Below are 12,988 nucleotides of genomic sequence, written 5' to 3' on the forward strand. Positions count from 1 at the left end.
CTGCGGGCCTGTCGCGCGACCGGCGGAACCGTCGCGGGCGGGTGGGACGCGGCCGTAGGGTGGGCCGGGAAATCGGCGGCCCCCGCGCGCTCGGGTGTGTCCGCCCCGCTCCGCCGGCCCGCCCCGCTCCCCCGCCCCGCGCGGTGGGCGGCCCGGCCGGAACCGACGGAAGGACGGTGCCGTGGCCCGAGGAAGACTGCTGGCCGTCAGCGACCTGCACATCGCCTACGAGGAGAACCGCGCGGTGCTCCAGGCGCTCCACCCCACTTCCGCGGACGACTGGCTGATCGTCGCGGGCGATGTCGCCGAGAAGGTCGAGGACGTCGTCTCGGCGCTGAGCCTGCTCGCCGGACGCTTCGCCAAGGTGGTCTGGGCGCCGGGCAACCACGAGCTGTGGACGCACCCGCAGGACCCGTGCACGCTCCGCGGTGCGGCGCGGTACGAGGAGCTGGTGGCGCGTTGTCGTGAGCTCGGCGTCGTCACCCCCGAGGACCCCTACCCCGTGTGGCAGGGGCCGGACGGTCCGGTCGCCGTGGCGCCGCTGTTCGCGCTCTACGACTACACCTTCCGCGCACCCGGGGCGAGCACCGCGGAGGAGTCGCTGCGGATCGCCCACGAGGCCGGGATCGTCTGCTCCGACGAGTACTTCCTCCACCCCGACCCGTATCCGAGCCGCGCGGCGTGGTGCCGGGAGCGGGTGGCGTACAGCGAGCGGCGGCTGTCGGAGATCGACCCGGCGCTGTCGACGGTGCTGGTGAACCACTGGCCGCTGGTGCGGCAGCCGACCGACGTGCTGCACTACCCGGAGTTCGCCCAGTGGTGCGGCACCGTGCTGACCGCGGACTGGCACGTCCGGTTCCGTGCCGCAGCGGTCGTCTACGGGCATCTGCACATCCCGCGCGTGACGTACTACGACGGTGTCCGGTTCGAGGAGGTCTCCGTCGGCTACCCCCGTGAATGGAAGCCCAGACCGCCCCGGGAACCGCTGCGCGAGGTCCGGTTCTCCACGGCCCCGACGGGGTCGCGGTGATCGAGCGACTGCTGCCGGCCCCGGTCGTGACCGAGGCGGCGTACGACGACGCGGTACAGCCCGGGGAAGGGCTCTTCCCCGAGGAGGCGGAGCGGATCGCCCGGGCGGTCGACAAGCGGCGGCGGGAGTTCACCACCGTCCGGCACCTGGCACGGCGAGCACTGACCCGGCTCGGCCGGCCGCCGGCGCCGATCCTGCCGAACCAGCGGGGCGCGCCGCAGTGGCCGGAGGGGGTGATCGGCAGCATGACCCACTGCGTCGGCTACCGGGGTGTGGCGCTGGCGTCGCCCGGGACGACGGCTGGGCTGGGGATCGACGCGGAACCGGACGGCCCGCTGCCGGACGGTGTCCTGGAGGTGGTGACCCTCGACTCCGAGCGCGCCCAGCTGGCCGGGCTGTCGGCCGTCCGTCCCGAACTGCACTGGGAACGGCTGTTCTTCAGCGCCAAGGAGAGTGTCTTCAAGGTCTGGTACCCGCTGACGGAGCGCGAGTTGGACTTCTCCGAGGCGGAGATCGTCGTCGATCCGCACCACGGGACGTTCACCGCGCGGCTGCTGGTGCCGGGGCCGGTCGTGGGCGGCGAGGAGGTGCCGGTGTTCCCTGGGCGTTGGGGGGCGGGGAACGGGCTGGTGGTGACGGCGATCCACCTGCCGGCGCCGGTGGTGCCCACGGCCGGGGCGGGCGAGGTGCGGGCAGCCGGGGTCCCCTTCGGTGGCGACACGGACGCGGGCGCCGTACCCGGCTGACCGCCCCGCCGTTCCCCGGGGGTATGCCCGGGGAACGGCGGGGTCGCGGGGCGCCGGTGCGGCGGGAAGTGGCGCGGACGTTCCGGGAACCTGGTCTAGACCTTGACGTGGCCCCTCGGGAGCGCTTCAGTGTGCGCGTCACCCCCACATCGACGCGCCCCGGCCGGAGTCGGAGGGCGCGTCGTCGCACTCCAGAGGAGTGGACCGTGTTCAGACAACGCATCGTCACCCTGCTGACGGCAGCCCTGCTCGCCACCGGCCTGACCGCGGCCCTGGTGCCCGCGGCGACCGCCGCCGCGCCGGCGGAGACCGAGGCGGCGGCCGTCGCTCCGAGCGTGGCCGCCAGCTGCGCCGGGGCGACCGACTGGCGGGCGGGTACCTGGTACCCGGCGGGCAGCATCGTGCGCTACAACGGTTCCTACTACCGCGCGGAACACGCCAATCCCGGGTACGACCCGGTGATCAGCCACTGGTACTGGCACCCGCACAGCTGTGACGGCGGCGGGCAGAACCCCTCGCCCGGCGGGTTCGTCGTCAGCGAGGCGCAGTTCAACCAGATGTTCCCGAACCGGAACTCCTTCTACACCTACAGCGGCCTGGTCGCCGCCCTCAGCTCCTACCCGGGCTTCACCAAGACCGGCAGCACCGAGGTGCAGCGTCGCGAGGCCGCCGCGTTCCTCGCCAACGTGAGCCACGAGACCGGCGGGCTGGTCCACATCGTGGAGCAGAACACGGGCAACTACTCGCACTACTGCGACTGGGGCCAGCCCTTCGGCTGCCCCGCAGGCCAGTCCGCCTACTACGGCAAGGGCCCGATCCAGCTGAGCTGGAACTACAATTACAAGGCCGCGGGCGACGCCCTCGGCATCGACCTGCTCAACAACCCGTGGCTGGTGCAGAACGACGCCGCCGTGTCCTGGCGCACGGCGCTCTGGTTCTGGAACACCCAGTCCGGTGCGGGCAACATGAGCGGTCACCAGGCGATCGTCGGCGGCGCCGGGTTCGGCGAGTCCATCCGGAGCATCAACGGCAGCATCGAGTGCAACGGGGGCAACCCGGGGCAGGTGCAGAGCCGCATCAACACCTTCCAGCGCTTCTCGCAGATCCTCGGCACCACGACCGGGGGCAACCTCTACTGCTGAGGTTTCCGGCCCGGAACCACTACTGCTGAGGTCCCCGGTCTGCTGAGGCCGCCGGCCGAGACGACGGGCCGGAGGCGTCGGCCTGCCGGGACCCGGTGGTCAGCCCTGGTGGACGGTGACCGTCCCGACGGTGTTGACCTTGCTGCCGTCGACGACGTACCGGCCCACCGCCTCGCTCCAGCGGGCGAAGTGCGCCGTGGCCCGGTGGGCGGTCAACGCGGCCTCGTCGGTGTAGCGCTCGTACAGGACGAAGCGGTGGTCGTCGGCGTCGGTCGCCACCACGTCGAACTGGAGGCAACCGGCCTCCGTCCACACGGATGTCTCGGCGTTCTCGGCGATGGCGGCGGTGAAGCCGGCGAGCTCGCCCGGACGGACGTGGAGGGTGACGATCTGCGCGATCACGGTGCCTGCCTTCGACGCTTGCGGGGGAGGGTGGGACGACGGGTCAGGGGTCGCGGGTCATGCGCCCCGCTCCGGCCGCCGCGGCCAGCACACCGCAGGCGAACCAGATCGAGCCGGCCGCCCCCAGCGAGGCAGCCGCCACCCCCGCGCCCGTGGGGAGGGCCACCTGCCCCAGGCGGTTGGCCCAGAGGCGCAGCGCAAGCGCGGTGCCACGCGCCCGCTCCGGCACCGCCAGCACGACCGCCGTCATCGTCAGCGGCTGCCCGATTCCCAGCAGAAAGCCGCCGACCGCCAACGCGGGGGCCATGAGCCACCAGCGGTCGGCCCACGGCAGCGCCACCACGACGAGCGCCACGGCCGAGCCCAGCGAGCTGGCGATCACCAGCGCACGGCGTGTCCACCGTCGCAGCATCCGCGCCAGCAGCAGCCGTGAGGCGATGGAGAACGCCGCACGGAGCGCCAGCAGGGCGCCGGTGACCGCCGGTGAGATACCGCGCTCCTCCGCGATGAGCGGCAGGTAGGCGGTGAGGACGTCGACGGAGGCCAGCAGCGCGAGGCTGACGAACAGCCCCGGCGCCACACCGGGGCGCCGCAGCAGCGAGAAGACCGGCGGGCTACCGGTCTCCCCGCTGGAGGTGGCCGCCGGAACGACGGGGGCGGGGACGGTGCGCACCAGGCCGGCCAGGGCGAGCAGGGCGGCGGCGGCCGTCGCCGAGGCGATGAGCAGGGCGTGGAGGATGGGTACGGCGAGTTCCACGGCGCGCCCTTCCCCCAGGACCAGCCCCGCCACCAGGGGGCCGACCATCTGTCCCACCGCGACGGCCGCAGTGAACCAGCCGAAGTTGCGGTCGAGGTCGGCGTCACCGGAGCAGCGCGCGACCATGCCCTGCCCGGCGATCACGAAGACGATGTGACCGAAGCCCAGGACGGTGCCGGCGACCGCGATCAGGGGGAGGGAGGACGAGACCGCCATCAGCAGCGGTGCCAGGACGAGCAGCAGCGTCCCGACCAGCAGGATGCGGTGGGTCCGGGCCGTCCGGTCGGAGAGCCTGCCGAGCGGCACGGCCGCGAGCAGTGAGAGCAGTGCGTAGGCGGAAGTGATCAGCCCGATCGCGAGGGCGTCGCCGCCCAGCGCTATCGCCTTGTAGGAGAGCAGCGGTCGGGCCAGGTTGAGCGCGGTCTGGGTGCAGACGACACACGCGAGCAGCCACCACAGCCAGCGGGTGCCGCGTCCTCCGGTCGTCCGGTCAGCCGTGGGCACGGGGCACCGCCGGTTGTCGCGTCGTCATGGCTGGCGGGCCTTTCGTGGTGGTGCGATGGGCGCGGGTGTTGTCGGCGGTGTGTCACATCCGGACGTCGACGGATGCCGGGAGGTCTCCCCGGGTGAGGCCGTCCAGGACGGTTCGCAGCGTCCGGTCCAGGTGGGCGGCGACCTCGGCCGCCGCGCGCTCGGAGTCGCCGGCGACGACGGCACCGGTCATGGCGAGGTGTTCGGCGAGCGAGAGCGCCGGGCGGCCGGGGGCGGCGTGGGCGATGGCGCGGAGTCGGGCGGTCTGCCCGCGGGTGTCCGCGATGGTCTTCGCCAGTGGCGGGTTCCGCACCGCTGCGATCAGCGCCTGGTCGAACCGTTCGGTCAGGGCGTGGAAGGCCCGCACCGCTTGCTCGTCGACCGGCACAGGGCGGAGCACATCCGACGGCTCGGCGTCCTCGGCGCCGGGGGCGCCGAACCGGTCCCGGACCGCCTCCAACTCGGGGAGCAGCGCGCGGAACGCCGCGATCCTCACGGGTTCGGCGCACCCGTCGCGCGTCACCAGCCGCGCCGCCGCGGGTTCGAGGATCTGCCGGAACTCGAAGAGTGCGCGCACCCCGGCGAGCGAGATGGGGGCCACCTCGGCGACCTCGCCGGGTGCGAAGCGCACGAGCCCTTCGCGCGCGAGCCGGCGGATCGCCTCGCGCACCGGGGTCCGGGAGGCCCCGAGCCGCTCGGCGAGGCCCACCTCGCCGAGCTTCGCGCCCGGCGGCAGGGTCAGGTCCTCGATCTGGCCCTTCAGTGACCGGTAGGCGCTCTCCGTCTTGCTGAGGGACACGGCTCCTCCTCACGCACCGAACCGCTCGGCGCCGTCGGCACCGAACTGTACTCCGCAAGATGTCCAGCTCGACATGCAGCGCTGTATACCGGTCTTCACGCAGGCCGACCGCCCACCCCCGGAGGCGTGGGCGGTCGGCGACCCCTCACTCCGACCGCAACCCGTCGGGTCGCATCATCCGCCACAACGGCGGCAGGCCGGCCGACGTCACGACGGCGACCATCCCAAGACCGACACCGAGGTACGGCGGGAGCGCCCACCAGTCGACCACCTCGGTGCCGAAGAGCCGCACGAGCAGCAGCCCGAGAGAAACACCTCCCACGGCAGCGATCACCAGCCCCAGCCCCACGGGAACCGCGGTCTGCCAAAGCACCGAGGCGGCGAGCGTGCGGCGGCGCGTGCCGAAGGCGACCAGCACGGCGAGTTGGCGGCGCCTCTCCCGCAGCTGCTCGACGGTGGAGACGATCAGGCTTGCCGCGATCATCAGCATGACGGCGGTGGAGCCCGCCGCCAGCCACTGACTGACGGCGGCCAGGTCCGCGTCCCCGACCTGTCCGAGGCGCTCGTGGGACCGCGTGCCGTCATACAGGCTCCCGAGACTGCGGACGTGCTCGAGGGCGGCAGGAACGGTCGGGTCCAGCGCCACGAACACCTCGGCGTCCACCCGGTCGGGCAGCTCGCCCAGCACCGCTCCCGGCGTCAGGAACAAGCCGTTGCGGTGGTTGCCGTCGGCGCCCACCCGCATGGTGGCGGCGACGGTCTCCGGCACGACCAGCGTGCCGCCGGCCGACGGGTCCGGCGGTAACGGCTCGCCTGTCGACGGATCCTCCGCGTAGGGCACGAGTTCGGTACCCGGCTGCGGCCCCACCTCCCCGGCGACCCAGAACGCGTCGCCGTCCGCGCACGAGCCCGTCCTCACCAGCTGCGCCAGGGCCGCACAGTCCCCGACACGAACGGGGACGAACTCGGCCCCCGGACCTCCGGGCGCCGCCACCATCCTCGCCGAGTAGTGCCCCGCAGAGGCGGCCACGCCCGTGCCGCCCTCGTAGCGTGTCAGGAAGGCGGCCGCGGCGTGGGTGTCGGTGTCCCGGCTGGAGGCGACGAACTGGACCTCCTCGGCGTCCTGGTCGCTCCCGACACGGGTGTCGCGGTCCACTCCGGCGAAAACCATCTGGAGGGCGACCGCCCCGGCCACGGCGACCGTGACGCCGCTGACGGCGCGGGCCGCCGACCCACCGGTCAGCTGCAGCCGCCGGACCGCCAGCTGCCACGAGAGCGGGCCGCCGCGCAGCCGCCGGAGCAGACGCTCCATCAGCCACGGCACCATCAGGGCTGTACCGATGAGGAAGGCCAGCATGCCGAGAACGACCAGAGTCTCCCCGCCGCCGTCCGTCGCTGAGGCGCCGAACGCCAGCAGCAGCGCACCGCCCAGCAGCAACACCGATCGCCACCACATCCGCCTCGGGCGCTCGGCGCCGTCGCGGGCGACCCCCAGGGGGGTGACCGCGACAGACCTCAGGGCGAACAGGCTGACCGCCACCGACGACACCGGGACGGCGGCCAGCACCGGCAGGGCCAGGGCTGGCACCGGCGTGATGTCCGTGGCGAAGGCACCGTTGCCGAACAACGTGATCCCTGCGGCCACCGAGCGCAGGGCGTAGAAGATTCCGACGCCCGACACCAGCCCGAGGAGAGCGCCCGCCAAAGTCTCGCCGGCCGTGATGCGGGCTGTCATGGCACGGTCGGCGCCGACCAGCCGGAGCGCCGCGAGTCGGCGGTCCCGGCTCTCCCCGCCGAAGCGCACGGCGGTGGCGACGAAGACGGCGACCGGCAACAGCAGCACGACCAGGATGACGACGATCAGCATCACGAAGAGCGGGGGGAGCGAATTGGCCGCGCGGTCGTCCCCGAAGGAGGTGACGACCCGCGACTCCCCCGCATCCGCGACGGCCCCCTGGTAGAAGCGGTGTTCGCCAGGACCGGCGAGGCCTTCGTTCCCGATGGTGCCCGCGACCCGGGCGCCGCCGAACCGAGCGGCGAGCAACTCGCCGTGTTCACCGTCGAGAAGACGCGCCAACGCCGGCGAGACGTACAGATCACCGGGTTTCGGGAGCCGGTCGATCCCGGGTGGGAGCGCCGGGGCGGCGCCGACGTCGATCCGCTCCAGGACGGCACCGGAGACCCGTTGACCGAGGAACTCCGTCTCGGCGTACCGCAGGCCGACCGAACCCGTCGGCGGATCGTCCTCGGTCCCCGCCCCGGCGAACACCGGTGCGCGGCCGTCGACCCGGTCGTCGGAAGCCGCACGGATCGCGGGGACGGAGGCCGCGAGCAGCAGCACCGCCACACCGAGACCGATGCCGATCGCCGTGAGCACGGTGCGGGTCACGCCGCCGCGACCGCCCCCGAAGGCCATGCGGGCGCCCATGCCGAGTTCGCGCAGCAGCCGGCCGCTCACCGGTGGCCCGCCGCGCCGGCACCGAGATCGCGGACACGCCCGTCACGGACGACGACCTCCCGGTCGGAGTAGGCGGCCACCCGCGACTCGTGGGTGACGAGCACCACCGCGGCACCGGTGTCGCGCGCCGCGGCGGTGAGGAGCTCCATCACGCGTTCGCCGTTGAGGGTGTCGAGCGCCCCGGTGGGCTCGTCGGCGAACACCACTCGTGGCCGGGCGGCCAGCGCGCGAGCCACCGCGACCCGCTGCCCCTGCCCCCCGGAGATCTGGCCGGGGCGCTTGGCGTGCGTATCGGACACCTCCAGCCTCGCCAGCCATTCCCCGGCGGTCCCCTCGGCCGCTCGACGCGGCGTCCCGGCCAGGCGCATCGGGAGCGCGACGTTCTCCAGACAGGTCAGTTCGGGGACGAGTCGGCCGAACTGGAAGACGAAGCCGAAGTCGCCGCGGCGCAGCCGGCTCCGCTCGGAGTCGGACAGGGCGGAGAGTTCGGCGCCCTGGAAGTGCACGGTTCCCTCGTCGGGCGTGATGATTCCGGCGAGGCAGTGCAGCAGTGTGGACTTCCCCGAGCCCGAGGGGCCCATGACGGCCACCACTTCGCCCGCGTCGATGCTGAACGAGGCACCGGCGAGAGCGGGGGTGGCCCCGTAGGACTTGTGCAGCCCCGCGGCCCGCAGCAGCGGGCGGTCGGCTGCCGGTGAGTCGGGCTCCGCGGCGGTGCCGGGAGGAGCAGCAGGCGGCGTCATCGGCGCAGCTCCTCGGCGAGTCGGTCCAGCCGGGCCGCGGCCAGCTCCAGCCAGCGCAGGTCCGCCTCCAGGTGGAAGAGGGCGTGGTCGCAGACGAGCTGGTCGACGAGGTCGCCATCGCGTTTGCGTCGTGTCAGCTCACGCATCAGCCGGAGGTGCTCCGCGGTCTGGACGTCCAGGAGTTCCGCGGCGTTCCGACCGCTGAGGAGCGCGAGCACCACCTTGGCGTAGAGGGTGTTCCGGAGGTACGGCTCCGGCTTCTCGGGGGTCGTGAGCCAGCGCCCGACGTCGGTGACCCCGGCGTCGGTGATGGCGTAGCGCTTGCGTTCCGGACCGTCTCCGGCCTCGAAGCCCTCGACCTCGACGAATCCGTTCTTCAGCAGGCGCGACATGGTCGCGTAGACCTGGCCGTAGTGGAGCGCCCGGTCGTGGCCGAACCGTTCGTCGAAGGTCCGCTTGAGGTCGTAGCCGTGGCGGGGGCCTGCTTCCAGCAGGCCGAGCAGGGTGTGGCTGATGGACATGCGACGCGACTATACACTTCGCGTATACACGACGTGCATAGCCGACAGGCGACCACCGGATCCATCTCCGGCGAGGCCGATCGACGGGTACCGGCCCAGCCCGGCAGGCCAACACGAAGCTAAGTTAGGCTTACCTAAGTCGCGCCGGGGTGGGTCGTCCACACCCGGGCTGCGCCGTCCCTGCCGGCCGGCGCAGCCCGGGTGCGCGCCCCGCGCGACTCCCCTCCCCCGCAGGCCCTAGTACTCCAGCAGGACTTCGGTGTCTGGCCTGGGGGCTTTCGTCGGGTGGCGGGAGTGTAGCGGGGCTTCGGTCGTGTGGGGGCGGTCTCACGGGGACCGCCCCTCGATCGGGCGACAACGCCGCAGGTAGTGACAGCGGCGGGCGACTGCCTGGCGTCGGCGGCGCCAGTTCGACCAGCTCAGCGCGTGCTGTAGGCCGCGGTGTCCGTTCAGGTGCGGGGGCCGGGGAAGACAAGCTGCCAGGAGTCGCCGAACCTCCGCCACTGTGATCCCGATGGCCCCGGGCGTCTCATCTGTTCCGCCCCCTTTCCCTGGCTTGGTGTGCAGTGGCGGCCAGGAAAGCGTGCGCGAGCATGGCCAGAGTGATGTGCCGATACCAGCCCGTGTAGCGGCGGACCTCGTACTGGTCCAGGCCGCATTCGTTCTTCGCGGCCTGGAAGCACTCCTCGACCGCCCAGCGTGCCCCGGCGACCCGCACCAGCTCCTGGACGGTGACGTGAAGGGGCGCGTAGGCGAGGTAGTAGGCAATCTCGTCGGGCTTGCTGATGCCGCGGCGGGCCGGTGCCCACCGCATGCGGTAGGGGACCTCGCCTTGGTAGTCGAACTCGGCGACGGCCGGCAGGCGCACCGCTGCCCAGTGGTAGACACGGGGCCCTTCGCGCCGTCGCCGCAGGAGATCCTCTCCCACGCTTCGTCGGGGGCCTCCGCAAACAGGCCCCGATCCGTGAACAGCCCACAGTGGACTGGGACTTGGATACAGCCAGCACGTAGCCGGCGCCCGACTGCTCCAGCATCCGGCGCAAACGGCTGTCCTGGCCGTAGGCCGAATCCGCAGTGACCCAGGCGATGGGCAGCGGCGAGGCGAGGGCCCGCAGCACCATGTGCCGGGCCAGTTCGCCCTTGGTGGCGAACGCCCGCTCGTCAGGGACTTTCGCGGTGCGGCAGCGTTCACGGTCCTCGGCCCAGGACTTGGGGAGGTAGAGCTCCCGGTCGACCAGGGCCCGGCCGTTGGCGGAGGCGTAGGCGTAGGCGGCGAAGACGCCGATCTGGCAGTTCTCGGTCCGGCCAGCGGTTCCGGAGTACTGGCGCTGGACTCCGGCTGAGGTGGTGCCCTTCTTGATGAAACCGGTGTCGTCGATGATCAGGACGCCGTCGGCCTCGCCGAGCTTGTGCGCGATGTACTCCTGCAGTTCGTCGCGGACATCGTCGGGCTGCCACTTCGATCCGGCGAGGAGGTGCTGCAGGCCGTTGGGTGTGTGGTGGCCTGCCTGTTCCGCCAACTGCCAGCTGTTCTTGCGGGCCACCGGGGCAAGCAGCCCGCGGACGTAGTCACGCATGCGGCGGCGGAGCTCGACCCGGCCGAAACGGTGCCCGATAGTCACGAAGAGATCTTCCAGTTCGAAGTCCCACTGCGCTGCGGCATACTCGGTGATCACCCTCGAAGGCTGCCCCACCCCTGTCACTACCTGCGGCGTTGTCGCCCGATCGAGGGGCGGTCCCCGTGAGACCGCCCCCACACGACCGAAGCCCCGCTACACTCCCGCCACCCAACGAAAGCCCCCAGGCCAGACACCGAAGTCCTGCTGGAGTACTAGTGGAGGTCCTATCGGGGTCGCGATGATCGGTACCCACAGGTCACTCACCCCTGATGGGATCACCTCATGGCGCATCATGTACACCCGTACGACCTATCGTCAGACGCCATCGACGGGCGGACATGCTGGCGCTGCGGCAGCACAAGCGGGCTCCAGGCCGTCACCGTCGCCTGCACGGACGGCCTGAGCCGTGACCTGGCCGCGTGTGGCCAACACGCTGCCATCCGGCCGGAGCGGGGCCGCTGCGGACCGGCGGTGCCCTCCGAGGCCGAGCGTCTCCGGTGACCCGCCTTCTCCGGCTGCGCAAGTACACGCTGTCGCCCGCCGCCCTGGACGGCTCCCTGCCGCAAGTCCACCGCGCCCACTGCACCACGTGCGGCACGACCGGCCGGGACGCCGCCGACTCCGACGCGGCCACGACGTGGCCGCATGAGCACGTCCGCGACCGCCCGGCCCACCTGGAGTACACGGAGGACATCACCCGCCCGTACCAGCTCATCCCGGGGCAGTGGCGGTGATCTGCCCGCCCTGCGTAGACGCCGGCCGACAGCCGGAGGGCGACCTGGTGGTGGTCGGCGCCGTGGACCAGGCGTCCGGGCCCGGCTACACCCTGTGGGCGTGCCAGGACCACGCGGCGCAGTACCGCGCTGAGGCCCGGGGGATGGCGCCGCCGAAGATGTAGCGCACTGCCTTCCGCACGGGGCTCCGGGTGGCTTCCGGACCGGCGCGGGCGTGGACCGCACCACATGGGGATGTGTCAGCGGTCCACAAGCGGAGCCCCACACTCACTGTCGAGCGTGAGGCCCTCGTTTCTGTCTCTGTACACGGGTTGATGTGATGAACGCCGTTGCCGTGGGGCGTGATGTCCTGGGTGGTGACCGGGAGGACGCGCGCGGGCGCCCCGCTCCGACCGACCACCCGATCCGCCGTCAGGCCCGGCCGAACGGGCCTGCCACACCGAAGGGAACGCCTCACGTGCGTCTACTGCTGCTCTCGAACTCCACCGCTCCCGGGCACGGCTACCTGGAGCACGCCCGGGAGGAGATCGCGGACTTCCTCGACGGAACGCGCCGCCTCGCCTTCGTGCCCTACGCGGGCGCCGACCACGACGGCTACACCGCGCAGGTGACCCGCGCCCTCGCGCCGCTCGGGGTGGAGGTGACGGGCGTGCACACCGGCTCCCGGCCCGCCGAGGTGGTGGCCGACGCCGACGCCGTGTTCGTCGGGGGCGGCAACTCGTTCCGACTGCTGTCGGCGCTGCACCACCACGGGCTGGTGGACGCGATCCGTGCCAGGGTCGGCGCGGGCGCCGGCTACATGGGGTCGAGCGCGGGCACCAACATGGCCTGCCCGACCCTGCGGACGACCAACGACATGCCCATCGTGCAGCCACCGACATTCGACGCGCTCCACCTCGTGCCCTTCCAGATCAACCCGCACTACCTCGACCCCGCGCCCGACAGCTCCCACATGGGCGAGACGCGCGCGCAACGCATCGCCGAGTTCCACCAGGAGAACGACGTCGCGGTACTGGGGCTGCGCGAGGGGACCTGGCTGCGCGCGACCGACGACGGGCTCACGCTCGGCGGCATCGAGGCGGGCGCGGTCCTCTTCGAGCGCGGCCGGGAGCCGGTCGAACACCGCCCCGGTGCTGACCTGACGCGGCTGCTGCGGACCCCGGCCGTGTTCGACTCGGCCGACCGGTGAGACCGCGGGGAGCTCGCTGACCGCGCGTCCGGGCCCCTGCCGCGGCACGGTCGGTGGCGGGTGTCGCCGGACGGCCCCACCCGCCATCGACCGCCGACCGCCGAGCTCCCGGGTGACGCACCTCACCATCCGCCTCCCCGCCCCGCGGGCCTCGGTAGGGTGCCCGACACAGCGGCCCGCCCCGCCTGCGGTGTCGGACGCCGAGTCACCGGGCGGCGTCGAGCTCCGCCAGCAGCTCCGACACCGGCCCCATCGTGAGCATGCCGCTGGCGGCGCCCGCCGTCTCGTCCGCGGCGGGCAGGAGCGCCCGCCGCGCC

Annotated in this window: 14 protein-coding genes and 1 pseudogene; 6 read left to right on the forward strand and 9 right to left on the reverse strand. The window is 72.7% G+C overall.

Going from position 1 to position 12,988, the window contains the following annotated elements; genetic code table 11:
* Window positions 1-181: 181 nt before the first annotated feature.
* The 3 genes from HCJ92_RS16490 to HCJ92_RS16500 all read left to right on the forward strand — a co-directional run bounded on the left by HCJ92_RS16490 (window position 182) and on the right by HCJ92_RS16500 (window position 2,918).
* The gene (locus HCJ92_RS16490; protein WP_167934366.1) at window positions 182-1,030 is read left to right on the forward strand and encodes a metallophosphoesterase; all 849 of its coding nucleotides are present in this window, start codon (window positions 182-184) and stop codon (window positions 1,028-1,030) included.
* Window positions 1,027-1,776, forward strand: a complete 750-nt coding sequence (locus HCJ92_RS16495; RefSeq protein WP_338054217.1) for a 4'-phosphopantetheinyl transferase family protein — start codon at window positions 1,027-1,029, stop codon at window positions 1,774-1,776. The genes HCJ92_RS16490 and HCJ92_RS16495 overlap by 4 nt, the downstream gene beginning before the upstream one ends.
* Window positions 1,777-1,982: 206 nt before the next feature.
* Window positions 1,983-2,918 carry a glycoside hydrolase family 19 protein gene (locus HCJ92_RS16500; RefSeq protein ID WP_167934368.1) on the forward strand — a complete coding sequence of 312 codons (936 nt, stop codon included), beginning with the start codon at window positions 1,983-1,985 and terminating at the stop codon, window positions 2,916-2,918.
* A 99-nt stretch (window positions 2,919-3,017) separates the two neighbouring features.
* On the opposite strand, the gene HCJ92_RS16505 is transcribed toward HCJ92_RS16500, so the two are convergent.
* The 8 genes and pseudogenes from HCJ92_RS16505 to HCJ92_RS25855 all read right to left on the reverse strand — a co-directional run.
* Entirely contained in the window at window positions 3,018-3,320 is a 303-nt protein-coding gene (locus HCJ92_RS16505; protein WP_167934369.1) for an antibiotic biosynthesis monooxygenase, read from the reverse strand.
* A 43-nt stretch (window positions 3,321-3,363) separates the two neighbouring features.
* Entirely contained in the window at window positions 3,364-4,581 is a 1,218-nt protein-coding gene (locus HCJ92_RS16510) for an MFS transporter (RefSeq protein WP_167934370.1), read from the reverse strand.
* An 82-nt stretch (window positions 4,582-4,663) separates the two neighbouring features.
* The gene (locus HCJ92_RS16515; RefSeq protein WP_167934371.1) at window positions 4,664-5,407 is read right to left on the reverse strand and encodes an FCD domain-containing protein; all 744 of its coding nucleotides are present in this window, start codon (window positions 5,405-5,407) and stop codon (window positions 4,664-4,666) included.
* A 145-nt stretch (window positions 5,408-5,552) separates the two neighbouring features.
* Window positions 5,553-7,865: an ABC transporter permease gene (locus HCJ92_RS16520; protein WP_167934372.1), complete on the reverse strand. Its 2,313-nt coding sequence runs from the start codon at window positions 7,863-7,865 to the stop codon at window positions 5,553-5,555.
* Entirely contained in the window at window positions 7,862-8,608 is a 747-nt protein-coding gene (locus HCJ92_RS16525) for an ABC transporter ATP-binding protein (RefSeq protein ID WP_167934373.1), read from the reverse strand. The genes HCJ92_RS16520 and HCJ92_RS16525 overlap by 4 nt, the downstream gene beginning before the upstream one ends.
* Window positions 8,605-9,129, reverse strand: coding sequence for a PadR family transcriptional regulator (locus HCJ92_RS16530; protein ID WP_167934374.1), 525 nt, complete (start codon window positions 9,127-9,129; stop codon window positions 8,605-8,607). The genes HCJ92_RS16525 and HCJ92_RS16530 overlap by 4 nt, the downstream gene beginning before the upstream one ends.
* A 529-nt stretch (window positions 9,130-9,658) precedes the next feature.
* Window positions 9,659-10,057, reverse strand: coding sequence for a hypothetical protein (locus HCJ92_RS25850; protein ID WP_420824729.1), 399 nt, complete (start codon window positions 10,055-10,057; stop codon window positions 9,659-9,661).
* A gap of 22 nt (window positions 10,058-10,079) precedes the next feature.
* A pseudogene (locus tag HCJ92_RS25855) lies at window positions 10,080-10,706 on the reverse strand (IS701 family transposase); the annotation flags it as partial.
* Window positions 10,707-11,245: 539 nt separating this feature from the next.
* Between HCJ92_RS25855 and HCJ92_RS16540 the strand changes: the two are divergent.
* The gene (locus HCJ92_RS16540; RefSeq protein WP_167934375.1) at window positions 11,246-11,482 is read left to right on the forward strand and encodes a DUF7848 domain-containing protein; all 237 of its coding nucleotides are present in this window, start codon (window positions 11,246-11,248) and stop codon (window positions 11,480-11,482) included.
* On the forward strand, window positions 11,473-11,646 hold the full coding sequence (locus HCJ92_RS16545; protein WP_167934365.1) for a hypothetical protein: 174 nt from the start codon (window positions 11,473-11,475) through the stop codon (window positions 11,644-11,646). The genes HCJ92_RS16540 and HCJ92_RS16545 overlap by 10 nt, the downstream gene beginning before the upstream one ends.
* Here HCJ92_RS16545 and HCJ92_RS25860 read toward each other — a convergent pair.
* A complete protein-coding gene (locus HCJ92_RS25860; RefSeq protein ID WP_420824728.1) occupies window positions 11,568-11,939 on the reverse strand; it encodes a DUF1177 family protein in 372 nt (123 codons plus the stop codon). The genes HCJ92_RS16545 and HCJ92_RS25860 overlap by 79 nt on opposite strands.
* On the opposite strand from HCJ92_RS25860, the gene pepE reads away from it, so the two are divergent.
* Window positions 11,940-12,671 carry a dipeptidase PepE gene (pepE, locus tag HCJ92_RS16555; protein WP_167934376.1) on the forward strand — a complete coding sequence of 244 codons (732 nt, stop codon included), beginning with the start codon at window positions 11,940-11,942 and terminating at the stop codon, window positions 12,669-12,671.
* Window positions 12,672-12,988 lie beyond the last annotated feature (317 nt).

This window comes from Streptomyces spiramenti, from assembly GCF_012034385.1.
In the GTDB taxonomy this organism is placed as follows: Bacteria; Actinomycetota; Actinomycetes; order Streptomycetales; family Streptomycetaceae; genus Streptomyces; species Streptomyces spiramenti.